The sequence below is a fragment of the Pseudomonas sp. Leaf59 genome (genome assembly GCF_920984685.1).
Classification (GTDB): Bacteria; Pseudomonadota; Gammaproteobacteria; order Pseudomonadales; family Pseudomonadaceae; genus Aquipseudomonas.
On record NZ_CAKLBR010000005.1, the window covers coordinates 288,517 to 309,970 of the forward strand.

Sequence of the window (21,454 nt, forward strand, 5' to 3'; positions counted from 1 at the left end):
GCCGATTACCCCACTTTTACCATCTGCGGTTGCGAGCTGCGCTCGGGAGGCAGGTGATCGAGGTCGCGGCTGACCAGCAGCAGGACTTCTGCCGATGCGTCCGATACCTGGGCCTTGTAGCCGGCAATCGAACGGGCGAAGACGTTGTAGATCACCACCGCAGGGATTGCCGCAACCAGGCCCAGGGCCGTGGCCAGCAGGGCTTCGGCGATGCCGGGGGCAACGACGGCGAGGTTGGTGGTCTGGGTTTTGGCGATGCCGATGAAGCTGTTCATGATGCCCCACACGGTGCCGAACAGGCCGACGAAGGGCGCGGTGGAACCGATGGTCGCCAGCACGCCGGTGCCGCTGCTCATGTTGCGGCCGCAGGCGGCTACCAGGCGCTCGAGGCGGAAGGCCACGCGTTCCTTGATGCCTTCTTTTTCGCGGGCGTTGGCTGACAGGCGCATTTCTTCGAGCGCGTCGTGCACCAGCGTGTTGGCCAGGGTGCCCTTTTTGGTCGCCGTTTCACTGGCTTCCTTGAGGGTGGTGGCTTTTTTCAGGTGGACGATTTCAGTGCGCAGACGACGTTTGGCACCCAGCAGCTCGAAGCCTTTGGCGATCCAGATGGTCCAGGTAATGATGGAGGCGATGGCCAGGCCGATCATCACGGCCTTCACCACTACGTCGGCGTTCTGGTACATGCCCCATGGGGACAGGTCGTGGGCCATGCCCAGGGTGTTGTCTTCTTCCAGTACGACGCCGGTGCCATCGGCGGGGGCTGGCGCAGCAGGGTCGGTTGCTGCCGGCGCGGGTGCGGCCGGGTTCGCGGCATTTTGCTCGGCAGCGGCGGGCGCTGCGGGAGCGCTGGCATCAGCGAATGCGGCGGTCGGTGCCAGCATTACGCTGAACAGCAACGCAGCAATCGCGCGCCAGGCGCGGGATGGGCTGTGCAGCTTGGTTGGCGAAGCGGGGGTTGTAATACGTGTCATGCTGGCCGGACCTGATGAGAAGAAAAAATGGAGTGATCGTCCTTCCAGACCCGTCGCGGGCCGAGGACAAATGGGCGGTCATTATTGCAAGTAATTCTTGTTAACTAAAGTGCCAGTGTTACTTTATTTCTATTTTTACTGGCCGCTGAACCCCGAGCGCAGCTAACCTGCGCCTTTGAGAATGGAGTTTTGTGATGTCTGCGCCTTCTGTTGTGATTGCCGGTTGCGGCGATGTGGGTAGTCGGCTGGCTAGCCAATTGCTGGCCTCGGGATGGGAGGTTCATGGCCTGCGGCGCGATATTTCGCGCCTGCCCGAGGGCGTCATTGGCATCGCCGGCGATCTGTTCAAAAAGGATTGTCCGGACACCTGGCCGATTGGCGGGGTGGATTACCTGGTGTACTGCGCCGCCGCGACCGACCACGACGAGGCCGGCTATCGTGCGGCTTACGTGCACGGTTTGCAGCATGTGCTGGAGTGGCTGGATGACTATGGCCAGCAGCCCAGGCATCTGCTGTTTGTCTCCAGCAGCAGCGTTTACGGTCAGCAGCATGGTGAGTGGGTCGACGAAACGTCCGACACCCAGGCGCAGGGCTATTCCGGTCAGGTGATGCTGGAAGCCGAGCAGGTGGCACTCAACAGCGCCATCCCGGCGAGCGTCGTGCGCTTGACCGGCATTTATGGCCCGGGCCGTGAGTGGCTGCTGACTCAGGTGCGCAAAGGTTATCGCGTGGCGACCGATCCACCTTTATATGGCAACCGCATCCACGCGGACGACGCGGCCGGTTTGCTGGCGTTTTTATTGCGCCATGTGGAGCAGGGCGGTTCGCTGGACAAGGTCTATATCGGCGTGGACAACGAGCCTGCGCCGCTGGCCGATGTGGTGGGCTGGTTGCGTGAGTATCTGGGAGTGACCGAGTGGTCCGAGGACGCCAGTGTGCGGCGCGCGGGCAGCAAGCGGTGCAGCAATAAGCGGGTCAAGGCGTTGGGATGGGAGCCGACCTACCCGACTTATCGTGAAGGTTATGCCGCGATCCTCAAAGGCTGAAAAACACGGTCAAAAAATGTGGGAGGGGGCTTGCTTCCGATGGCAGTGTGTCAGTCAAACCATCTGTGACTGATACACCGCTATCGGGAGCAAGCCCCCTCCCACATGTTGATCCGAGCTTTGGTGCTTGTTACTTTTCAAGCAACCATTGACGAGGGCCAGGGGTAAACGACGGCACTTCGTCCGCCTGTGCAGTATTCACCGCCTGAAAAATCTCCAGCTGCTTGCCCTTGCGCGCAAAAATCCACGGGTTGCCCTGGCCGTTCAGTTGTAGCCAGATGCTGTCGTAGCCGCCGCTCATCGAGGCGCAGTCGCCTGCCAGGCACAGCGAGTAGCGATCTACGCCGGGCAAGCCGGCGACCTTGCCGTCCGCCTGGAACTGCACCGTGGCGCCGTCGCCGAAGCCGTCGGTGATTTTCCAGTCGCCGCCCATATAGGCCCCGTACAGGGCGCGTTCGAAGTTGGCGCCCAGTGGCGCGCCTTCCGGCGCAGGGTCCTTGGCGCGGGCAAACAGCTGCTCGGGCTCGTTGTCATTGGCCACTTGCAGCAGTTGCCGGCCTTTGCGCTTGAGTTCGGTGGCGGAGCTGCCGTAGAAGTCCACGCTCCAGGCGCCGGATTTCTCGCCGGTCAGCTTGCCTTCGGCCACTTCAAAGCCGTTGTAATAACGCGCCTGCGCGGCCTTGGTGTTGACCTCCCATTCGAGGTTCGGGCCAAAGCGTTGCAATGCTTCACGCAAAGGACCGCCCTTGGCTGCCGCGTCGATGGCGACCTGATTGATCCAGGTGCCGCTTACATCCCGGTCGGCAGGGTTGCTGGCACAGCCGCCGAGCAACAGGGCGAGCAACGAAGAGGCTACAAGCGCTTTGCGCATCATGAAATCCTTCTGAAACAAAGTCGGCGCGGCCTCTTGAGAAGGCTGCGCCGGGTGTTTTATTCGATGACCAGGATCGCGTCCATTTCGACCTGCGCGCCCTTTGGCAGAGCAGCAACGCCGATGGCCGCGCGTGCCGGGTAGGGCTGTTCGAAATATTTGCCCATGATCTCGTTGACCTTGGCGAAGTGGCTCAGGTCGGTAAGGAAGATGTTCAGTTTGACGATGTCCTTGAACGAACCGCCTGCAGCTTCGGCCACGGACTTGAGGTTTTCGAACACCTGTACGGTCTGTGCTTCGAAGCCTTCAACCAGTTCCATGGTCTTTGGGTCCAGCGGGATCTGACCCGACATGTAGACGGTATTGCCCGCCTTGATCGCCTGGGAGTAGGTACCGATGGCGGCCGGGGCTTTGTCGCTGGTGATTACGGTCTTGGTCATGTGTGACTCCTTGTTAGAGGTGGGTTAGGCACGCATACGGGTGATGCGGATAACCCCGATCAAAGCGCGCAGCTTTTTGATCACGCGGGCCAGGTGCACGCGGTCGTGCACGCTGACCACCAGCTGGACCACGCTGATGCGGCCATCGCGCTCGTCCATGCTGATTTTTTCGATATTGCCGTCGGCCGCGTTGACGCTGCTGGCCAGCAGGGCGATCAGGCCACGCTGGTGTTCCAGCTCCACGCGCAGCTCGACGTTGAATTCGCCGGTGACATCCTTGGCCCACGAGAGCTGGATGCATTTTTCCGGGTTGTGGCGGATTTCGGTGATGTTGCGGCAGTTGTCCAGGTGCACCACCATGCCCTTGCCTGCCGACAGATGCCCGACAATCGGGTCGCCGGGGATCGGTGTGCAGCACTTGGCATAGCTGAGCACCAGGCCCTCGGTGCCGCGAATCGCCAGCGGGCCTTCCGGACTCGGCAGTTGTTCGCCTTCGCCGAGCAGACGACGCGCCACCACATAGGCCATGCGATTGCCCAGGCCGATGTCTTCCAGCAGGTCTTCGATGGTTTCCTGGCGATACTCGTGGAGCATCGCTTTCACACGCTCCTGCGCGATCTTGTCCAGGGCGCTGTCGAAACCGTTGAGCACCTTGTTCAGCAGGCGTTCGCCCAGGCTGATCGATTCGGAACGGCGCTGCAGTTTCAGCGCATGGCGGATGTGGGTACGTGCCTTGCCGGTGACCACGAAATTGAGCCACGCCGGGTTCGGTCGGGCGCCCGGTGCGCTGACGATCTCCACCGTGGAGCCACTTTGCAGCGGCTCGGACAGCGGCGCGAGACGGCGATTGATCCGACAGGCAATGCAACTGTTGCCGACGTCGGTGTGCACCGCGTAGGCAAAATCGACCGCCGTGGAGCCTTTGGGCAGCTCCATGATGCGGCCTTTGGGCGTGAACACGTAGACCTCATCCGGGAACAGGTCGATCTTCACGCTTTCGATGAATTCCAGGGAGTTGCCGGCACGTTGCTGCATTTCGAGCACGCCCTTGACCCACTGGCGGGCGCGGGCATGGGTGCCTTTGGGCTGCTCGTCGCCGCTGGATTTGTACAGCCAGTGGGCGGCGATGCCGTTGTTGGCCATTTCTTCCATTTCGCGGGTGCGGATCTGGATCTCGATCGGCACGCCATGCATACCGAACAACGTGGTATGCAGCGATTGGTAGCCGTTGGCCTTGGGAATTGCGATGTAGTCCTTGAAGCGGCCCGGCAGGGGTTTGTACAAATTATGTACAGCGCCGAGCACGCGGTAGCAGGTGTCGACCTTGTCAACGATGATGCGGAACGCGTACACGTCCATGATCTCGTTGAAGGCCCGACGCTTGCCGCGCATCTTCTTGTAGATGCCGTAGATGTGCTTTTGCCGCCCGCTGACCTCGCCCTCAATTTCGTCGATTGCCAGGCAATGGCTGAGGGACTCTTCGATCTTGTTGACGATTTCCTTGCGGTTGCCCCGGGCGCGCTTGACCGCCTGGTAGATGCGTGCCGAACGCATCGGGTGCATGGCCTTGAAGCCGAGGTCTTCGAATTCGATACGAATGGCGTGCATGCCCAGCCGGTTGGCGATGGGCGCGTAGATTTCCAGGGTTTCCTTGGCGATGCGCCGGCGTTTTTCGCCGGACAGCACTTCCAGCGTGCGCATGTTGTGCAGCCGGTCGGCCAGCTTCACCAGGATGACCCGAATGTCGCGGGCCATGGCCATGGCCATTTTCTGGAAGTTCTCCGCCTGGGCTTCGGCCTTGGTCTCGAAGTTCATCTGGGTCAGTTTGCTGACCCCGTCGACCAGTTCGGCCACGGTTTCGCCAAATTGCGCATTGAGCGCTTCCTTGGCAATGCCGGTGTCTTCGATCACGTCATGCAGCATCGCGGCCATCAGGCTCTGATGGTCCATGTGCATGTCGGCAAGAATATTGGCCACCGCAAGAGGATGGGTGACATACGCCTCGCCACTGCGGCGGCGCTGGCCGTCGTGGGCTTGTTCGGCGTAGAAATACGCCCGGCGGACCAGGTTGACCTGGTCTGGACCGAGGTAGGCCGATAAGCGATCGGCGAGGGCGTCTATGCTCGGCAAAGTGTGAACTCCTGCCGAAGGCTGTGACCCCGCGCCGTGCTACGTCGACCAGGCATAGGCTTAGACGGCCTCGTTGGACTCGTCCTCGAACGCTGCGAACAGCGGTTCGTCTTCAACGATTTCGGCGTTGGCGATGAACTCGTAGCTCATCAGGCCTTCGGCGATTTCGCGCAGGGCTACAACGGTGGGCTTGTCGTTTTCCCACTGGACCAGAGGCTCTTTGCCGCCAGTGGCCAGTTGACGGGCACGCTTGGTAGAGAGCATGACCAGCTCAAAACGGTTATCCACGTGTTCTAGGCAGTCTTCAACGGTTACGCGGGCCATGGTATTCCTCGGAGCGAATGCAAGATGCGCGCTGCCCGGCTGGGCGAGCGGACTGAGCAGTTTAAAAAAACACCAGCGTTTAGGGAAGCGCTGATTTTCGCGACACCTTCGCAAAACCGCTGCAAGTGCCAATGTAAGGCCCTTGCGGCGGTTTTGGGAAGCGTCAATCAGCCGAGCAGTTCGGCCAGTAACTTGCCGAAACGTTGCTGCTGGCGCTTTTGCTGGAGCTGATTGGCACGGAAAATCGCCTTCAAGTCGTCCAGCGCGTGGGCAAAATCGTCATTGATGATCAGGTAGTCGTAGTCGACGTAGTGGCTCATTTCGCTGACGGCTTCGCGCATGCGGCCTTCGATGATCGCGTCGCTGTCCTGGCCACGGTTGGTCAGGCGCTGGTGCAAGGCTTCGAGCGAGGGCGGCAGAATGAAGATCGAACGTGCCTTGGGCATCAATTGGCGTACTTGCTCGGCGCCCTGCCAGTCGATTTCCAGGATCAGGTCATGGCCTTCGTCCAGGGTCTGCTGCAGGTGACTTTGCGAGGTGCCGTAGAGGTTGCCGAACACTTCGGCGCGCTCCAGAAAGTCGCCGTGTTCGATCATCCTGACGAACTCGGTACGCTCGACGAAGTGATAGTGCACGCCGTTCACTTCGCCCGGGCGCATGGCGCGGGTGGTGTGCGAGACCGAAATGCGGATCTGCTGGTCAGCGTCGGTCAAGGCTTTGACCAGGCTGCTCTTGCCCGCGCCCGAAGGCGCGGAAATGATGTAAAGGGTGCCGGTGCTGTGGGTCATGAAGGTTGCCTTACTCAATATTCTGTACTTGTTCGCGCATCTGCTCGATCAACACTTTGAGGTTGACCGCGGCGGTGGTGCTGCGCGGGTCAAACGCCTTGGAGCCGAGTGTATTGGCTTCGCGGTTGAGTTCCTGCATCAGGAAGTCCAGGCGCCGACCGGCGGCGCCACCGGACTTGAGCACGCGGCGCACTTCGAGGATGTGGGTGCTGAGACGGTCGAGTTCTTCGGCGACGTCGCTTTTCTGCGCCAGCAGCACCATTTCCTGCTCCAGGCGCACGGGGTCGAGGTCGGCCTTCATGTCGGTGAAGCGGTCGAGCACCTTCTGGCGCTGGGTGGCGAGCATCTGCGGCACCAACTCGCGCAGGATGATCACGTCGGCTTCGATGGAGGTCAGGCGCTCGCTGATCAACCGCGCCAGCTCGGCGCCTTCGCGTTCGCGGCCGGCCTTGAGCTCCTTCAAGCCCTGGGTGAACAGCGCGAGGGCTTGGGCGTTGAGGGCCTGCGGGTCGCTGGCGTCGGCCACCAGCACGCCGGGCCAGGCCAATACTTCAAGCGGGTTCAATGCCGCCGGCTGCTTGATCAGGCCGGCGATGGTTTCGGCGGCGGCGACCAGTTGCGCGGCGCGCTCGCGGTCCACTTGCAGCGGCTTGCCGGTGGTTTCTTCGGTAAAACGCAGGGTGCATTCCAGCTTGCCCCGGGAGATGCCCTGGCGCAGGGCTTCACGCACGGCGCCTTCGAGGTCGCGGAACGATTCCGGCAGACGCAGGTGCGGCTCCAGGTAGCGGCTGTTGACCGAGCGCAGCTCCCAGCTCAGGGTGCCCTGGGCGCCGGCTTGTTCGACGCGGGCGAAGGCGGTCATGCTGTGCACCATGGAGGTACCTCGCGTTGCAGCCCGCACACACGGGCTGATGGTTAAGAAGGCGCAGGATTGTAGCGCAGTGGGGCGGATGCGCCCAAACCCGAGCATTCGTAACCGGATTTTAAGAAGTGCCCCGAATCGGTTCGCGGCTCTATAATGCTCGGCAGTTTTTCGTCCTCAGTACAGGAATTCCCTATGAAACGTCCAAGTGGTCGCGCTGCCGATCAGCTCCGCTCGATCCGCATCACCCGCAACTACACCAAACACGCCGAGGGATCCGTACTGGTCGAGTTTGGCGATACCAAGGTGATCTGCACCGTCAGCGTCGAGAACGGCGTGCCGCGTTTCCTCAAGGGCCAGGGCCAGGGCTGGTTGACCGCCGAGTACGGCATGCTGCCGCGCGCTACCGGCGAGCGTAACCAGCGTGAAGCCAGCCGTGGCAAGCAGGGCGGCCGTACCCTGGAAATCCAGCGCCTGATCGGCCGCTCCCTGCGCGCGGCCCTGGACATGTCCAAGCTGGGCGATGTGACCCTGTACGTCGACTGCGACGTGATCCAGGCCGACGGCGGTACGCGCACCGCGTCCATCACCGGCGCCATGGTGGCCCTGGTGGATGCGCTCAAAGTCATCAAGAAGCGCGGTGGCCTCAAGGGCGGTGACCCGCTCAAGCAGATGATCGCCGCCGTGTCGGTGGGCATGTACCAGGGCGAGCCTGTGCTGGACCTGGACTACCTGGAAGACTCGGCCGCCGAGACCGACCTCAACGTGGTGATGACCAGTACCGGTGGCTTTATCGAAGTACAGGGCACCGCTGAAGGCGCGCCATTCCAGCCGGCCGAACTGAATGCCATGCTGGCCCTGGCCCAGAAAGGCATGACCGAGATTTTCGCACTGCAGAACGCCGCCCTGGCTGACTGAAATCCGCCTCAAGGAGAAGCGCCATGAATGACCAGCAACTACCGGTGCCCACGCCTTCGTACGAAGTGCGCCAAGCAGCAATGTTGTGCCATCTCGCGGCGTTTCTGGGGTTCGTTTTCCCCTTCGGCAGCGTCGTGGGGCCGCTGATCCTGTGGCAGATGAAGAAGGAAGTGGACCCGTTCATTGATGATCAGGGCAAGGAAGCCTTGAATTTCCAGATCACCGTGGCCATCGCCTGGATCGTCTGCATCGTGCTGGCGTTTGCAGTCATCGGGTTTTTCCTGATGACCGCCCTGGCCATCGCCAGCGTGGTGCTGACGATCATCGGTTCGATCAAGGCCAACAAGGGCATCGCTTATCGCTATCCCTTGACCTGGCGACTGGTCAAATAATGAGCGCCTACAAAAAAACCGACAGCGATGTCGGTTTTTTTGTGCCTGGAAAAGACCTCAGATGGTCAGGGTCCAGTCGTAGTCCACGATCAGCGGCGCGTGCTGCGAGAAGCGCGGCTGACGGGGCAGGCGTGCGCTGCGAACGAACCGGCGCAGCCCCGGGGTCAGCAACTGGTAATCGAAACGCCAGCCCAGGTTGAGCATCTCGGCCTGTTCGTTGTCCGGCCACCAGCTGTACTGATCGCCTTCACGGCTGACTTCGCGCAGGGCATCCACATAGCCCATGTTGCCGACAATCTCGTCCATCCAGGCCCGTTCCGGCGCCAGGAAACCCGGGGATTGCTGGCTGTCGCGCCAGTTCTTGATATCCAGCTTCTGTTGCGCCACGTACAGCGAGCCACAATAAATGTACTCGCGACGTTTACGCCGCTGTTTATCCAGGTAACGGGCGAAATCGTCCATTAGCTTGAACTTCTGGTTCAAGTCTTCATCGCCGTTCTGCCCCGAAGGGAGCAGCAAGGTCGCGATGCTGACCTTGTCGAAATCGGCTTGCAGGTAGCGCCCGTAGCGGTCGGCTGTCTCAAAGCCCAGGCCGCTGATGACCGCCTTGGGTTGCAACCGCGAGTACAAAGCCACGCCACCTTGGGTGGGCACTTCGGCATCGCAGGCATAAAGGAAGTAGCCATCCAGTTGGAAGGCTGGGTCGTCCAGTTCAAAGGCGGAGGCGCGGGTGTCCTGCAGGCAGATGACGTCGGCATTCTGTGCTTGCAGCCAACTGAGCAAACCACGCTCGACTGCAGCCTGAATACCATTGACGTTCACACTGATGATCCGCATAAATGGCCCCAAAAATCGCGTGCGTGTATGATACACGCCGTCTACCTAATTAGCTAAATCCGTGGTATCTGAGGCTTTTTTCATGCAGGCGTATCAACGCGATTTCATTCGTTTTGCCATCGATCGCGGCGTTTTGCGCTTCGGTGAGTTCACCCTGAAGTCCGGGCGCACAAGCCCCTACTTCTTCAATGCAGGCTTGTTCAACTCGGGTTCGGCCCTGGCTCAGTTGGGTCGTTTCTATGCGGCGGCCATCGTTGAAAGCGGGATTTCCTTTGACGTGCTGTTCGGCCCGGCCTACAAGGGCATCCCCCTGGCCGCCGCGACCGCTGTGGCCCTCGCCGAACACCACGGACAGGATCTGCCTTGGTGTTTCAACCGCAAGGAAGCCAAAGCCCACGGTGAAGGTGGCAGCCTGGTGGGCGCGCCGCTGACCGGCGATGTGCTGATCATCGACGACGTGATCACCGCCGGCACCGCAATCCGCGAAGTGATGCAGATCATCGCTTCCCAGGACGGCGCCAAAGCCGCCGGCGTGCTCATCGCGCTGAACCGCCAGGAGCGCGGCAACGGCGAGTTGTCGGCCATCCAGGAAGTGGAGCGCGATTTCGGTATTCCGGTGGTGAGCATCGTGTCGCTGAACCAGGTGTTGCAGTTCCTGGAAGATGATCCGCAGCTCAAGCAGCATTTGCCGGCGGTGCGTGCATACCGCGAGCAATTCGGCGTCTGACACCGATAGCTCTGTATCAGAAAGACAATGTGGGAGGGGGCTTGCTCCCGATGGCGGTGTATCAGTCAACATCTTCAGTGACTGACCCATCTCCATCGGGAGCAAGCCCCCTCCCACATTTTTATTACGGCGTTGTTCAGGGACGCTTGCGATTACTGATCAGGGTGCCCACACCGGTATCGGTGAAGATTTCCAGCAGGATCGCATTCGGCACGCGGCCATCCAGGATCAGCGAGCTGCCAACGCCGCCCTGCACGGCTTCCAGCGCACAACGAATCTTCGGCAGCATGCCGCCGTAGATGGTGCCGTCGGCGATCAAATCGTCCACCTGTTGCGTGGTCAGGCCGGTCAGTACCTTGCCTTCCTTGTCCATCAAGCCGGCGATGTTGGTCAGCAGCATCAGCTTTTCAGCCTTCAACGCTTCAGCCACCTTGCCCGCCACCAGGTCGGCGTTGATGTTGTAGGACTCACCGTTTGCGCCCACGCCGATGGGCGCGATCACCGGGATAAAATCGCCCTTGACCAGCAGGTTCAGCAAATCGGTGTTGATGCCGATCACTTCGCCCACCTGGCCGATGTCGATGATTTCCGGCTGAGTCATCTCCGGCGTCTGCCGGGTCACGGTCATTTTTTTTGCCCGGATCAGCTCCGCGTCTTTACCCGTCAGGCCGATGGCGCTGCCGCCGTGGCGGTTGATCAGGTTGACGATGTCCTTGTTGACCTGGCCGCCAAGGACCATCTCCACCACGTCCATGGTCTGCGCGTCAGTGACGCGCATGCCATCAATGAAATGACTCTCGATCGACAAGCGCTTGAGCAGGTCGCCGATCTGCGGGCCGCCGCCGTGTACCACCACCGGGTTGATGCCCACGGCCTTCATCATCACGATGTCGCGGGCAAAGCCGGTTTTCAGCTCCTCGCTTTCCATGGCATTGCCGCCGTATTTGATCACCAGCGTCTTGCCGACGTAGCGTCGAATGTAGGGCAACGCTTCGGACAGGACCTTGGCGGTATTGGCAGCGGCTTCGCGTTCGAGGGTCATTCAGGGCTCCGGGCAAAAAATCAGAACGGTAATTGGAGATCAGGGGCAACACGTTTCAACTGGGCGTGGAACACGTCCTTGATGCGCTGCAACTCAGCCTCGGTATCCGCCTCGAAACGCAGGACCAGCACCGGCGTGGTGTTGGACGCGCGAACCAGGCCCCAGCCTTTGGCGTAATCGACTCGCACACCATCAATGGTGGTCAGGTTGGCACCTTCGCCCCATTGTGCATCGTGCAATGTGTCAATGATGCTGAATTTGCTCTCCTCGGTCACATGGATATTGATCTCTGGCGTGGAAATATCATTCGGGAAGGTCTGAAACAGCTCTTCGCAGGTGGATTTTTCCTTGCTGAGGATCTCCAGCAGACGCGCAGCACTGTAGATGCCGTCGTCGAATCCGAACCAGCGCTCCTTGAAGAACACATGGCCACTCATTTCGCCGGCGAGCAGAGCGCCGGTTTCCTTCATTTTCTTTTTGATCAACGAATGACCGGTCTTCCACATTAGCGGACGACCGCCGTATTCCTTGATCAACGGCGTCAGGCGGCGGGTGCATTTGACGTCGAAGATGATCTCGGCGCCAGGGTTGCGCGCCACCACGTCGCGGGCGAACAGCATCAGCAGGCGGTCTGGAAACACGATCTCACCGGTTTCAGTCACCACACCGACACGGTCGCCGTCACCGTCAAAGGCCAGGCCCACATCGGCGCCGACTTCCTTGACCTTGGCGATCAGGTCCACCAGGTTTTCAGGCTTGCCCGGGTCCGGGTGATGGTTGGGGAAGTGGCCATCGACGTCGCAGAACAGCGGGATCACTTCGCAGTTCAACGCTTCGAGCAGTTGCGGGGCGATTACGCCGGCCGCGCCGTTGCCGCAGTCCACCACCACCTTGAGGCGGCGTGCGAGTTTGACGTCACGGGTGATTTCATCGGAGTAGCGCTGCAGGATGTCGACCCGGGTGATGCTGCCCTGGCCGCTGGTCAGGTCATTGGTCTTCAGGCGCGTGTGCAGGGCCTGGATCTGTTCGTTGGCCAGGGTGTCGCCGGCAATGACAATCTTGAAGCCGTTGTAGTCGGACGGGTTGTGGCTGCCGGTCAGCATCACGCCGGATTTGCCGGCCAGTACGTTGGCCGCGTAGTACAGCGCTGGCGTGGGCACCAGGCCGACGTCACTCACATGACAGCCGCTGTCGGCCAGGCCCTGGATCAGCTGCTCCACCAGCTCCGGGCCGGACAAGCGTCCATCGCGGCCTACCGACACGTTCGGCTCGCCCTGGGCCAGGCTCTGGGCGCCGATGGCGCGGCCGATCCAATAGGCGGTTTCGGCGGTCAGGGTCTTGGGCACAACGCCACGAATGTCGTAGGCGCGGAAGATGCTGTCGGGAAAGGTCGGGGCGACGCGGGGTGCGGTACTCATCGCGGGGGGAATCTCCATTGGAAAGGGGCAAGGCTGGCCTTTAACTGACTGACCGGCAGGCTCAAACTGAAGGGTATGACGGCGTTTTCGGCGGGGAGTTCGTAGTGCAAAAAGGCCATCGGCGCGTCGGTGCCTGCCTTGTTAAAGCGTAATGCTTTGATTTTGCTGTGAAAATCTCGCTGATTAAAACCGCGCATTCTTCTTCCTGAAAAGCCATGCGGTGGCGTCTGGCCGGATAAACGCATCCGGCCAGGTTCAGCTTAGTCAGTGGCTGCCGGAATGCCCAAAACCACCTGCGCCGCGTTGTGTTTCGTCAAATTCCTCGACCAGTTCGAATTGCGCCTGCACCACCGGTACCAGCACCAGTTGGGCGATGCGCTCGCCTACGGCGATGTTGAACGCGGTCTGGCCGCGGTTCCAGCACGACACCATCAGTTCGCCCTGGTAGTCGGAGTCGATCAGGCCCACCAGGTTGCCCAGCACGATGCCGTGTTTGTGGCCAAGACCCGAGCGCGGCAGGATCAGCGCGGCCAGGCCTGGGTCGCCTACGTAGATCGACAGGCCGGTAGGAATCAGGATGGTCTGGCCAGGCTCGAGAACAGTGTCCTGCTTGAGCATGGCGCGCAGGTCCAGGCCGGCTGAACCGGGAGTGGCGTAGGCGGGCAGCGGGAAGTCGGTGCCGATGCGGGGATCGAGGATCTTGGCTTGCAAAGCGTGCATGGAGATTAAACCTGGTTCAGCCGTTGGGCGATAAAAGAGATCAGTTGGCGGGCAATTTTGCCCTTGCTGGTCTGGGCGAAAAGGGTGGCATGCAGCTCGCGGTCAATCACGCTGCAGGCGTTTTCCTCGCTGTTGAAGCCGATGCTGGGGTTGGCGACATCATTGGCAACGATCAGGTCGAGGTTTTTGTCTTTCAGTTTGCGAGCGGCGTAGTCGAGCAGGTGCTCGGTCTCGGCGGCGAAGCCGACGCTGAAAGGGCGGTCCGGGCGGGTGGCGATGGTGGCCAGGATGTCCGGGTTGCGCACCATTTGCAGGAGCAGGCCGTCACCGCTCGTAGGGTCTTTCTTGAGCTTTTGCGGGGCGATGACTTCCGGGCGGTAATCCGCAACCGCTGCCGAGGCGATAAACAGGTCGCACGGAATCGCGGCTTCACAGGCCGCCAGCATGTCCCGGGCGCTGACTACGTCGATTCGCGTGACGCGATCGGGGGTCGGCAAATGCACCGGACCGGTGATCAGGGTGACGCGTGCGCCTGCCTCGACCGCCGCTTCTGCCAGCGCAAAGCCCATTTTCCCTGAGCTATGGTTGGTGATGTAGCGCACCGGGTCGATGTTTTCCTGGGTCGGGCCGGCGGTGATCAGCACGTGTTTGCCGGTCAGGGCCAGGTGCTGGAAGCACTCGGCGGCGCACAGCGCCAGGTCGTTGGCTTCGAGCATGCGGCCCATGCCGACGTCGCCGCAGGCCTGGCTGCCGGACGCCGGGCCGAACACCTTCAGGCCACGGCTTTGCAGGAGTTGGGTGTTGGCCTGGGTGGCCGGGTCGCGCCACATGGCCTGGTTCATCGCCGGGGCGATGGCGACGGTGGCGTCGGTGGCCAGTACCAGGGTGGTCAGCAGGTCATCGGCAATGCCCTGGGCCAGGCGGGCGATCAGGTCAGCGGTGGCCGGGGCGATCAGCACCAGGTCGGCCCATTTGGCCAGTTCGATATGACCCATGGCGGCTTCGGCGGCCGGGTCCAGCAGGTCCAGGTGAACCGGGTGGCCGGACAGGGCCTGCATGGTCAGCGGCGTGATGAATTCGCTGCCGCCGCGGGTCATGACCACGCGCACTTCGGCGCCCTGGTCCAGGAGCCTGCGAACCAGCTCTGCGCTCTTGTAGGCGGCAATGCCGCCGCCGACGCCGAGAACGATGCGTTTCCGATACAGACGCTGCATTGGTTTGCCTTTCCAGTTCAGTGAAGCCAGTTCAGTGACGCCTGCGATGCCTGCTCCCCAGGTGAAATCGCAGGCAAAAAAGAGGGCCTACGATAACACAGCGCCCGTCTGGCAACAGCGGCGCGCAGGGTGCATATGGAGAGGGACGTGACATGAGTATTCGCGATTGGCCAGCCGCTGAACGGCCGCGAGAGAGGCTTCTGGAATGGGGCGCGGCGAGCCTGTCCGACGCCGAATTGCTGGCAATCTTCCTGCGTACCGGGGTTTGCGGCCTGAGCGCGGTGGACCTGGCGCGCCATTTGTTGACGCGCTTTGGCGGCCTGCGCCCGCTGCTGGAGGCCAGTCAGACCCTGTTTAATCAGCAATTGGGCCTGGGCCCGGCAAAATACGCCCAACTGCAGGCGGTGCTGGAAATCGCCCGGCGCCACATGGCCGAGGGTTTGCGTCATTATTCGGTGCTGGAAAGCCCCGAAGCCGTGCGTGATTACCTCAAGGCGCTGCTGCGTCATGAGCCTCACGAGATTTTTGGCTGCCTGTTTCTCGATTCAAGGCACCGCGTGCTGGGTTTCGAGGCCTTGTCCCAAGGCACCATCGACAAGGCGCAGGTTTATCCCCGGCAGGTGGTCAAGCGTGCACTGGCCTACAACGCGGCGGCGTTGATCCTGTGTCACAACCATCCTTCGGGCAGTGTCGAGCCCAGCGCGGCTGATCGAAAATTGACCAGGACCTTGCAAGATGCCCTGGAAATGGTGGATGTGCGGGTGCTGGATCACATCATTGTGGGTGACGGTGATCCATTGTCGATGGCGGAGTACGGGTGGATGTAATGCCACCCGCTGCAGCGATTACGGTTTGACGTTGACCCTGGAGAAATCCTGCCGGCCAAACGGACTCACCTGGTACCCCTCGACATTCTTGCGCGTCAGGGCAAACGCTGTCGGATGTGCCAACGGCAACCACAGCGCCTGCTGCTGGATCTGCGCCTGGGCCTGCTGATACAGCTTGCTGCGCACCCCTTGCTCGCTGGTGGTCTTGCCGGCGCTGATGAGTTTGTCCAGCGCAGGGTCGCAATAGCGGGCGAAGTTGGTGCCGGATTTGACTGCCGCGCAGGAAAATTGCGGGGTCAGGAAGTTATCCGGGTCGCCATTGTCACCGGCCCAGCCCATGAACAGCAGGTCATGCTCTCCGGCCTTGGCGCGGCGGATCAGTTCGCCCCATTCGATCACGCGGATTTCGGCCTGAATGCCGACCTTGGCCAGGTCCGCCTGCAACAGTTGTGCGCCCAGATTAGGGTTGGGGTTCAGCAGGCTACCGGTGGGGCGCGTCCAGATAGTGGTTTTGAAGCCGTCCTTGAGCCCGGCACGCGCCAGCAGGGCCCTGGCCTTGGTGAGGTCCTGTGGATAACCCGGCAAATCCTTGGCGTAGCTCCAAGTGTTGGGCGGGAACGGACCGTTGGCTGCTTCGGCAGTGCCTTCAAACACCGCTTTAAGGTAGCTGTCCTTGTCGAAGGCCAAGTTGATGGCCTGGCGCACTTCCGGTTTGTCCAGCGGTGGATGCTGGCTGTTGATGGCAACGAAAGCGGTCATGAACGCTGCGGTTTTTTCCACCTTGAGCGCCGGGTCTTTCTCGGCTTCGCCCACATCCAGCGGCTTGGGCGACAGGGCGATCTGGCATTCGTCACGGTGCAGTTTCTGCAGGCGCACGTTGGCGTCCGGGGTAATGGCAAAGATCAGGTTGTCCACCGCCGGTTTACCGGCGAAGTACTCCGGGTTGGCCTTGTAACGCACCACGGCGTCCTTCTGGAAGCGCGTGAAGATGAATGGGCCGGTGCCGATGGGCTGGCTGTTGAGCTTCTCCGGGGTGCCGGCCTTGAGCAGTTTGTCGGCGTATTCGGCCGGGTAGATCGAGGCAAAGCCCATGCTCAGCGCCGCAAGGAAGGTCGAGTCGGCGTGATCCAGGGTAAAGCGCACCGTCAGCGGGTCGAGGGCATCGATCTTCTTGACCAGCGTGGGCAACTGCAGGGATTGCGCGTGGGGGAAGCCGCTCTGGGCGATCTTGTGCCATGGTCTGGCCGGATCGAGCATGCGTTCGAAGCTGAAGCGCACGTCTTCCGCCGTGAGGGTGCGGCTCGGCGTGAAATATGCGGTGCGATGGAATTTCACGTCAGGGTGCAGCTTGAAGGTGTAGGTCAGGCCGTCCGGCGAGACGTCCCAGCTGTCCGCCAGGCTCGGCACCAGCTTGCCGCTGGCTGCGTCATAGTCCACCAGGCGGTTCATCAGCACATCGGCCGAGGCATTGGTGGTGGTCAGCGAGTTGTACTGCACCACATCGAACCCTTCGGGACTGGCCTCGGTGCATACGCTCAGGTTGGTGGCAGCAGACGCCAGCGGGGCGATGAAGAAAGGGGCTAGCAGGAGCGGTAGGGCAGCGAGGCGCATAGTCGGTTTCCTTTGCAGATCGAAGGCCCATCTGCGAGTGCAGTCTGGAAAAGTCCTACCGTAGTGGTCTGATGAGTAAATGACTAGCCCATTTTTGCCTGTGCTTTTGCCGCAAATGCTGTTTTGATGGCGCCTCAGACGGTTTCGCGCTGCCCTTTGCGGTGCGCGCGAGCGCTGAAAATCATTCTGTGCGACGAGCGGTCGGCTGTGACAGCGGCCCCTCCTGGCAACGGTTCAGGCGACAACGGCGCAGATTTACTCCGGTAAAAACATACGGGCTGTTGTTGCGCCAGGGTCTTTCTGGTATAAAGCAGCGCTCTTTTCTAGGGGCCCGGTTCCTTCACTGTAGGTGTAGCCGGTAAGACCCTTAAAGAAACGCGGCGCCTGGCGCCAAATGACTGAGAGATTAAGCGGCCAACCCATGCCGGGTTGGGCATGTGGTTTTAGAGGGCTGAGGCATGTCGAGAGTCTGTCAAGTTACCGGTAAGGGTCCGGTGACTGGGAATAACATTTCCCACGCAAATAACAAAACCCGTCGTCGTTTCCTGCCGAACCTGCAGCATCACCGCTTCTGGGTTGAAGAAGAGAAACGTTTTGTTCGCCTGCGTGTATCTGCCAAAGGCATGCGTATCATCGACAAGCGTGGCATCACTGTCGTGCTGGCCGAAATCCGCGCCGCCGGCAAGATCTAAGGAGCTCTATCATGCGTGAATTGATTCGAATGATCTCTAGCGCCGGTACTGGTCACTTCTACACTACCGACAAGAACAAGCGTACTACCCCGGACAAGCTCGAAAAGAAAATGTTCGACCCGCGCGTTCGCAAGCACGTGATCTACAAAGAAGGCAAAATCAAGTAATTGGTTTTCCTCCTTGTGAAAAAAGCCCGTCTCTCACGAGTCGGGCTTTTTTTTGCCTGGGATTTGCCTGATCAGGCTTTCTGTTCGAACACCACGTAGATCTTGCGGCACGCCTCCAGCACTTCCCAGGTGCCGCTGAAGCCGGCCGGTATGACGAAGCGGTCGCCGGCGCGCAGGGTTTTGGCGTTGCCGTCGCCATCGCGCAATACCGACACACCCTGCACAATCTCGCAGTACTCGTGCTCGGTGTAGTTGACCTTCCACTGCCCGACTTCACCTTCCCACACCCCGGCGCTCATCTGGCCGCACGGACTGTTGTAGTGGTTGTAGAGAGTCTGTTCGGGATCGCCTTTGAGGATTTTTTCGGCGGCAGGGCGATAGCGTTCGGGGGCGGTGCTGGCTTGGCTGAAGTCGACGATATCCTGGATGCTCATGTGCGTGTCCCGTCTGGCCTGCGGTAGGAGAGCCCAAAGTCTATGTTTATTAAAATGAACATCGCAAGGGCGTTTTCCGGCGTTATGTCAAATATATTGAAACATCACCAGCCGCTGGTTTAGGGTGGCAGCTGCCTTGAGCCGAACAGCAGGCTGGCCGGGCACGCATTCTTTAAGGCCGCCGGGCATAGCCCGGCCCTTGTATTCATAAGAGGAGGACACTCGCATGACCACCCTGACCCGTGCCGACTGGGAACAACGCGCCAAGGACCTGAGGATTGAAGGTCGCGCCTACATCAATGGCGAATACACCGATGCCGTTTCCGGTGACACCTTCGAATGCATCAGCCCGGTCGACGGCCGCCTGCTGGCCACTATCGCCAGCTGCGACGTCGCCGACGCCCAGCGCGCCGTCGAAAACGCCCGCGCTACCTTCAATTCCGGTGTCTGGTCGCGCTTGGCGCCGGCCAAGCGCAAAGCCACCATGATCCGCTTCGCCGCGCTGCTCAAGGCCAATGCCGAAGAGCTGGCGCTGCTTGAGACCCTGGACATGGGCAAGCCGATCAGCGACTCCCTGAACATCGACGTGCCCGGCGCCGCCAATGCGCTGAGCTGGAGTGGCGAGGCGATCGACAAGATCTACGATGAAGTCGCCGCCACCCCGCACGATCAATTGGGTCTGGTCACCCGCGAGCCGGTCGGCGTGGTTGGCGCTATTGTGCCGTGGAACTTTCCGCTGATGATGGCCTGCTGGAAACTCGGCCCTGCGCTGTCCACCGGTAACTCGGTGATCCTCAAGCCGTCCGAAAAATCCCCGCTGACCGCCATCCGCATCGCCGCCCTGGCCGTTGAAGCCGGTATTCCCAAAGGCGTGTTCAACGTGCTGCCGGGCTACGGCCACACCGTGGGGAATGCGCTGGCGCTGCACATGGACGTCGACACCTTGGTGTTCACCGGTTCGACGAAGATTGCCAAGCAACTGTTGATCCGCTCCGGCGAATCGAACATGAAGCGCGTGTGGCTGGAAGCCGGCGGCAAGAGCCCGAACATCGTGTTCGCCGATGCGCCGGACCTGCAGGCCGCCGCCAAATCCGCCGCCAGCGCCATCGCCTTCAACCAGGGCGAAGTCTGCACCGCCGGTTCGCGCCTGCTGGTCGAGCGTTCAATCAAGGACAGCTTCCTGCCCCTGGTGATCGAAGCCCTCAAAGGCTGGAAGCCAGGCAACCCGCTGGACCCGGCCACCACTGTCGGCGCGCTGGTGGACACCCAGCAGATGAACACCGTGCTGTCGTACATCGAAGCCGGCCATGCGGACGGCGCCAAGCTGGTCGTTGGCGGCAAGCGGATCCTTGAGGAAACCGGTGGCACCTACGTCGAGCCGACGATCTTCGATGGCGTGACCAATGCCATGAAAATCGCCCAGGAAGAGATCTTCGGCCCGGTGTTGTCGGTGATCACCTTCGACAGTGCTGAAGAGGCGGTCAGGATCGCCAACGATACCGTCTACGGCCTGGCCGCCGCGGTGTGGACCGCCGATATCTCCAAGGCTCACCTGACCGCCAAGGCGCTGCGTGCGGGCAGTGTGTGGGTCAACCAGTACGACGGCGGCGACATGACCGCGCCGTTTGGTGGTTTCAAGCAGTCGGGTAATGGTCGCGACAAGTCGCTGCATGCGTTCGACAAATACACCGAACTGAAGTCGACCTGGATCAAGCTCTAACCAGCACAGCAGTAGAAATGTGGGAGGGGGCTTGCCCCCGATAGCAGTGTGTCAGGCACCACGAGTGCTGGCTGATTCACCGCTATCGGGGGACAAGCCCCCTCCCGCACTGTTTTGTGTGTACTCAAGAATTATCCACTGGAGCATGGCAATGCGTTGGGCGACCTACTTCGCCGTGTTGGCCTCGGTACTCAGCGTCGGCCTGGCGTTGGGCGTGAGCATGCCGCTGGTGTCCCTGCGCCTTGAAGGCTGGGGCTACGGCAGTTTCGCCATTGGCGTGATGGCGGCGATGCCGGCGTTTGGCGTGCTGCTTGGCGCCAAGGTGTCCAGCCGGCTGGCGGCGTGGCTCGGCACGGCCAACCTGATGCGCCTGTGCCTGTGGGCAGGGGCCGTGTCCATCGGCCTGCTGGCGATTCTGCCCAGCTACCCGGTATGGCTGGTGTTGCGGCTGATGATCGGGGTGATCCTGACCATCGTGTTTATCCTCGGCGAAAGCTGGATCAACCAACTGGTGGTGGAGCAGTGGCGCGGCCGGCTGGTGGCGCTGTATGGCTGCAGTTATGCGCTGAGCCAATTGTCGGGGCCGCTGCTGTTGGGCGTGATCGGCACCGGGCATGACTATGGTTTCTGGGTGGGCGTGGGCCTGCTGCTGGTGGCGCCGCTGTCACTGCTGGGCCGCTCCGGCGCGCCGACGGCGGATGCTTTCAGCGTGACCTTCGGCGACTTGTGGCGCTTCTGCCTGAGCCTGCCTGCGATTGCCTGGGCGGTGGCGCTGTTCGCCGCGTTCGAGGCGATGATTCTGACGCTGCTGCCGGTGTATTGCCTGCAGCAAGGCTTCACCGCCGAGGTCGCGCTGGCGATGGTCAGCACGGTGGTGGTCGGCGATGCGCTGCTGCAATTGCCCATCGGCGCCCTGGCGGATTACCTGCCACGGCGCACCTTGTTCCTGAGTTGTGCGGTGCTGTTGCTGGCATCGAGCCTGGCGATTCCCTTGGTGATGCATACGCCGCTGATCTGGCCGGTGTGGGTGCTGTTTGGTGCGAGTGCGGGTGGGTTGTTTACGCTGTCGCTGATCCTGATCGGCGAACGCTATCGCGATGATGCGCTGGTGCGTGCCAACGCCCACGTGGCCCAGTTGTGGGGCATCGGTTGCCTGATCGGGCCGCTGGTGGCCGGTGCGGGCAGCCAGTGGATCAGTGGGCATGCGCTGCCGTTGCTGATGGCGGCAGGGGCGCTGGGGTTGGTCATACTTTTGCTGCGCCAAGGCGCATTCGGCACCGCCCAACCCGCCTGATCTGTATTG

23 protein-coding genes and 1 pseudogene are annotated in these 21,454 nt (G+C 61.3%); 9 read left to right on the top strand and 15 right to left on the bottom strand.

All coding sequences use genetic code 11. The annotated features are described in order from the left end of the window. Window positions 1-5: 5 nt before the first annotated feature. Window positions 6-971 carry a tonB-system energizer ExbB gene (gene exbB / locus LUB09_RS08200; protein ID WP_231422305.1) on the bottom strand — a complete coding sequence of 322 codons (966 nt, stop codon included), beginning with the start codon at window positions 969-971 and terminating at the stop codon, window positions 6-8. Between the two features lie 194 nt (window positions 972-1,165). On the opposite strand from exbB, the gene LUB09_RS08205 reads away from it, so the two are divergent. Beyond that, window positions 1,166-2,017, top strand: coding sequence for an SDR family oxidoreductase (locus LUB09_RS08205; RefSeq protein WP_209986471.1), 852 nt, complete (start codon window positions 1,166-1,168; stop codon window positions 2,015-2,017). Window positions 2,018-2,147: 130 nt separating this feature from the next. On the opposite strand, the gene LUB09_RS08210 is transcribed toward LUB09_RS08205, so the two are convergent. The 6 genes from LUB09_RS08210 to LUB09_RS08235 form a co-directional block, all read right to left on the bottom strand. Beyond that, entirely contained in the window at window positions 2,148-2,888 is a 741-nt protein-coding gene (locus LUB09_RS08210; RefSeq protein ID WP_231422306.1) for a hypothetical protein, read from the bottom strand. A 59-nt stretch (window positions 2,889-2,947) separates the two neighbouring features. Further along, window positions 2,948-3,328: a RidA family protein gene (locus LUB09_RS08215; RefSeq protein WP_003176922.1), complete on the bottom strand. Its 381-nt coding sequence runs from the start codon at window positions 3,326-3,328 to the stop codon at window positions 2,948-2,950. A 24-nt stretch (window positions 3,329-3,352) separates the two neighbouring features. After that, window positions 3,353-5,458 carry a bifunctional GTP diphosphokinase/guanosine-3',5'-bis pyrophosphate 3'-pyrophosphohydrolase gene (gene spoT, locus LUB09_RS08220; RefSeq protein WP_231422307.1) on the bottom strand — a complete coding sequence of 702 codons (2,106 nt, stop codon included), beginning with the start codon at window positions 5,456-5,458 and terminating at the stop codon, window positions 3,353-3,355. 60 nt (window positions 5,459-5,518) lie between these two features. Continuing rightward, window positions 5,519-5,782 carry a DNA-directed RNA polymerase subunit omega gene (rpoZ, locus tag LUB09_RS08225; protein WP_003176920.1) on the bottom strand — a complete coding sequence of 88 codons (264 nt, stop codon included), beginning with the start codon at window positions 5,780-5,782 and terminating at the stop codon, window positions 5,519-5,521. Window positions 5,783-5,949: 167 nt separating this feature from the next. Further along, window positions 5,950-6,570, bottom strand: a complete 621-nt coding sequence (gene gmk, locus LUB09_RS08230) for a guanylate kinase (RefSeq protein WP_209986464.1) — start codon at window positions 6,568-6,570, stop codon at window positions 5,950-5,952. Between the two features lie 10 nt (window positions 6,571-6,580). Then, window positions 6,581-7,444 carry a YicC/YloC family endoribonuclease gene (locus tag LUB09_RS08235; RefSeq protein WP_209986461.1) on the bottom strand — a complete coding sequence of 288 codons (864 nt, stop codon included), beginning with the start codon at window positions 7,442-7,444 and terminating at the stop codon, window positions 6,581-6,583. A gap of 183 nt (window positions 7,445-7,627) precedes the next feature. Here LUB09_RS08235 and rph point away from each other — a divergent pair, with 183 nt between their 5' ends. Together rph and LUB09_RS08245 are read left to right on the top strand one after the other, a co-directional pair. After that, window positions 7,628-8,350 (top strand): ribonuclease PH, encoded by a 723-nt coding sequence (gene rph, locus LUB09_RS08240; protein ID WP_003176917.1) that lies wholly within the window; start codon window positions 7,628-7,630, stop codon window positions 8,348-8,350. Window positions 8,351-8,373: 23 nt separating this feature from the next. Continuing rightward, on the top strand, window positions 8,374-8,742 hold the full coding sequence (locus LUB09_RS08245; RefSeq protein ID WP_209986459.1) for a DUF4870 domain-containing protein: 369 nt from the start codon (window positions 8,374-8,376) through the stop codon (window positions 8,740-8,742). A gap of 57 nt (window positions 8,743-8,799) precedes the next feature. Here LUB09_RS08245 and LUB09_RS08250 read toward each other — a convergent pair whose 3' ends face one another. Then, window positions 8,800-9,579, bottom strand: coding sequence for an exodeoxyribonuclease III (locus LUB09_RS08250; RefSeq protein WP_003195493.1), 780 nt, complete (start codon window positions 9,577-9,579; stop codon window positions 8,800-8,802). 82 nt (window positions 9,580-9,661) lie between these two features. Between LUB09_RS08250 and pyrE the strand changes: the two genes are divergently transcribed. Continuing rightward, window positions 9,662-10,306, top strand: a complete 645-nt coding sequence (gene pyrE, locus LUB09_RS08255; protein ID WP_003195489.1) for an orotate phosphoribosyltransferase — start codon at window positions 9,662-9,664, stop codon at window positions 10,304-10,306. A 136-nt stretch (window positions 10,307-10,442) separates the two neighbouring features. On the opposite strand, the gene argB is transcribed toward pyrE, so the two are convergent. The 5 genes and pseudogenes from argB to coaBC all read right to left on the bottom strand — a co-directional run bounded on the left by argB (window position 10,443) and on the right by coaBC (window position 14,700). Beyond that, entirely contained in the window at window positions 10,443-11,348 is a 906-nt protein-coding gene (gene argB / locus LUB09_RS08260) for an acetylglutamate kinase (protein WP_209986455.1), read from the bottom strand. Window positions 11,349-11,368: 20 nt separating this feature from the next. Beyond that, window positions 11,369-12,784 (bottom strand): annotated as a pseudogene (locus tag LUB09_RS08265) (phosphomannomutase/phosphoglucomutase); the annotation flags it as partial. Continuing rightward, entirely contained in the window at window positions 12,763-12,963 is a 201-nt protein-coding gene (locus LUB09_RS08270) for a hypothetical protein (protein ID WP_209986449.1), read from the bottom strand. The pseudogene LUB09_RS08265 and the gene LUB09_RS08270, both read right to left, overlap by 22 nt. Window positions 12,964-13,030: 67 nt before the next feature. Next, the gene (dut, locus tag LUB09_RS08275; RefSeq protein ID WP_209986446.1) at window positions 13,031-13,486 is read right to left on the bottom strand and encodes a dUTP diphosphatase; all 456 of its coding nucleotides are present in this window, start codon (window positions 13,484-13,486) and stop codon (window positions 13,031-13,033) included. 5 nt (window positions 13,487-13,491) lie between these two features. Further along, window positions 13,492-14,700, bottom strand: coding sequence for a bifunctional phosphopantothenoylcysteine decarboxylase/phosphopantothenate--cysteine ligase CoaBC (coaBC, locus tag LUB09_RS08280; protein WP_057006359.1), 1,209 nt, complete (start codon window positions 14,698-14,700; stop codon window positions 13,492-13,494). A gap of 152 nt (window positions 14,701-14,852) precedes the next feature. On the opposite strand from coaBC, the gene radC reads away from it, so the two are divergent. Next, the gene (radC, locus tag LUB09_RS08285) at window positions 14,853-15,527 is read left to right on the top strand and encodes a RadC family protein (protein WP_209986444.1); all 675 of its coding nucleotides are present in this window, start codon (window positions 14,853-14,855) and stop codon (window positions 15,525-15,527) included. 18 nt (window positions 15,528-15,545) lie between these two features. On the opposite strand, the gene LUB09_RS08290 is transcribed toward radC, so the two are convergent. Further along, window positions 15,546-17,138 carry an ABC transporter substrate-binding protein gene (locus tag LUB09_RS08290; RefSeq protein WP_231422308.1) on the bottom strand — a complete coding sequence of 531 codons (1,593 nt, stop codon included), beginning with the start codon at window positions 17,136-17,138 and terminating at the stop codon, window positions 15,546-15,548. Window positions 17,139-17,596: 458 nt separating this feature from the next. Between LUB09_RS08290 and rpmB the strand changes: the two genes are divergently transcribed. Continuing rightward, complete coding sequence (gene rpmB, locus LUB09_RS08295) at window positions 17,597-17,830, top strand: 50S ribosomal protein L28 (protein ID WP_003176907.1); 234 nt, start codon at window positions 17,597-17,599, stop codon at window positions 17,828-17,830. An 11-nt stretch (window positions 17,831-17,841) separates the two neighbouring features. After that, a complete protein-coding gene (gene rpmG, locus LUB09_RS08300) occupies window positions 17,842-17,997 on the top strand; it encodes a 50S ribosomal protein L33 (protein WP_003176906.1) in 156 nt (51 codons plus the stop codon). Window positions 17,998-18,068: 71 nt separating this feature from the next. Here rpmG and LUB09_RS08305 read toward each other — a convergent pair whose 3' ends face one another. Beyond that, a complete protein-coding gene (locus tag LUB09_RS08305) occupies window positions 18,069-18,431 on the bottom strand; it encodes a cupin domain-containing protein (protein WP_209986437.1) in 363 nt (120 codons plus the stop codon). A 226-nt stretch (window positions 18,432-18,657) separates the two neighbouring features. Between LUB09_RS08305 and LUB09_RS08310 the strand changes: the two genes are divergently transcribed. Together LUB09_RS08310 and LUB09_RS08315 are read left to right on the top strand one after the other, a co-directional pair. Next, on the top strand, window positions 18,658-20,151 hold the full coding sequence (locus LUB09_RS08310; RefSeq protein ID WP_231422309.1) for an aldehyde dehydrogenase: 1,494 nt from the start codon (window positions 18,658-18,660) through the stop codon (window positions 20,149-20,151). Window positions 20,152-20,302: 151 nt separating this feature from the next. Further along, window positions 20,303-21,445, top strand: coding sequence for an MFS transporter (locus LUB09_RS08315; protein ID WP_231422310.1), 1,143 nt, complete (start codon window positions 20,303-20,305; stop codon window positions 21,443-21,445). Window positions 21,446-21,454 lie beyond the last annotated feature (9 nt).

Coding starts and splice junctions, on each gene's coding strand:
- exbB (WP_231422305.1), bottom strand. CDS start 971: ATGACACGTATTACAACCCCCGCTTCGCCAACCAAGCTGCACAGCCCA.
- LUB09_RS08205 (WP_209986471.1), top strand. CDS start 1,166: ATGTCTGCGCCTTCTGTTGTGATTGCCGGTTGCGGCGATGTGGGTAGT.
- LUB09_RS08210 (WP_231422306.1), bottom strand. CDS start 2,888: ATGCGCAAAGCGCTTGTAGCCTCTTCGTTGCTCGCCCTGTTGCTCGGC.
- LUB09_RS08215 (WP_003176922.1), bottom strand. CDS start 3,328: ATGACCAAGACCGTAATCACCAGCGACAAAGCCCCGGCCGCCATCGGT.
- rpoZ (WP_003176920.1), bottom strand. CDS start 5,782: ATGGCCCGCGTAACCGTTGAAGACTGCCTAGAACACGTGGATAACCGT.
- gmk (WP_209986464.1), bottom strand. CDS start 6,570: ATGACCCACAGCACCGGCACCCTTTACATCATTTCCGCGCCTTCGGGC.
- LUB09_RS08235 (WP_209986461.1), bottom strand. CDS start 7,444: ATGGTGCACAGCATGACCGCCTTCGCCCGCGTCGAACAAGCCGGCGCC.
- rph (WP_003176917.1), top strand. CDS start 7,628: ATGAAACGTCCAAGTGGTCGCGCTGCCGATCAGCTCCGCTCGATCCGC.
- LUB09_RS08245 (WP_209986459.1), top strand. CDS start 8,374: ATGAATGACCAGCAACTACCGGTGCCCACGCCTTCGTACGAAGTGCGC.
- LUB09_RS08250 (WP_003195493.1), bottom strand. CDS start 9,579: ATGCGGATCATCAGTGTGAACGTCAATGGTATTCAGGCTGCAGTCGAG.
- pyrE (WP_003195489.1), top strand. CDS start 9,662: ATGCAGGCGTATCAACGCGATTTCATTCGTTTTGCCATCGATCGCGGC.
- argB (WP_209986455.1), bottom strand. CDS start 11,348: ATGACCCTCGAACGCGAAGCCGCTGCCAATACCGCCAAGGTCCTGTCC.
- LUB09_RS08270 (WP_209986449.1), bottom strand. CDS start 12,963: ATGCGCGGTTTTAATCAGCGAGATTTTCACAGCAAAATCAAAGCATTA.
- dut (WP_209986446.1), bottom strand. CDS start 13,486: ATGCACGCTTTGCAAGCCAAGATCCTCGATCCCCGCATCGGCACCGAC.
- coaBC (WP_057006359.1), bottom strand. CDS start 14,700: ATGCAGCGTCTGTATCGGAAACGCATCGTTCTCGGCGTCGGCGGCGGC.
- radC (WP_209986444.1), top strand. CDS start 14,853: ATGAGTATTCGCGATTGGCCAGCCGCTGAACGGCCGCGAGAGAGGCTT.
- LUB09_RS08290 (WP_231422308.1), bottom strand. CDS start 17,138: ATGCGCCTCGCTGCCCTACCGCTCCTGCTAGCCCCTTTCTTCATCGCC.
- rpmB (WP_003176907.1), top strand. CDS start 17,597: ATGTCGAGAGTCTGTCAAGTTACCGGTAAGGGTCCGGTGACTGGGAAT.
- rpmG (WP_003176906.1), top strand. CDS start 17,842: ATGCGTGAATTGATTCGAATGATCTCTAGCGCCGGTACTGGTCACTTC.
- LUB09_RS08305 (WP_209986437.1), bottom strand. CDS start 18,431: ATGAGCATCCAGGATATCGTCGACTTCAGCCAAGCCAGCACCGCCCCC.
- LUB09_RS08310 (WP_231422309.1), top strand. CDS start 18,658: ATGACCACCCTGACCCGTGCCGACTGGGAACAACGCGCCAAGGACCTG.
- LUB09_RS08315 (WP_231422310.1), top strand. CDS start 20,303: ATGCGTTGGGCGACCTACTTCGCCGTGTTGGCCTCGGTACTCAGCGTC.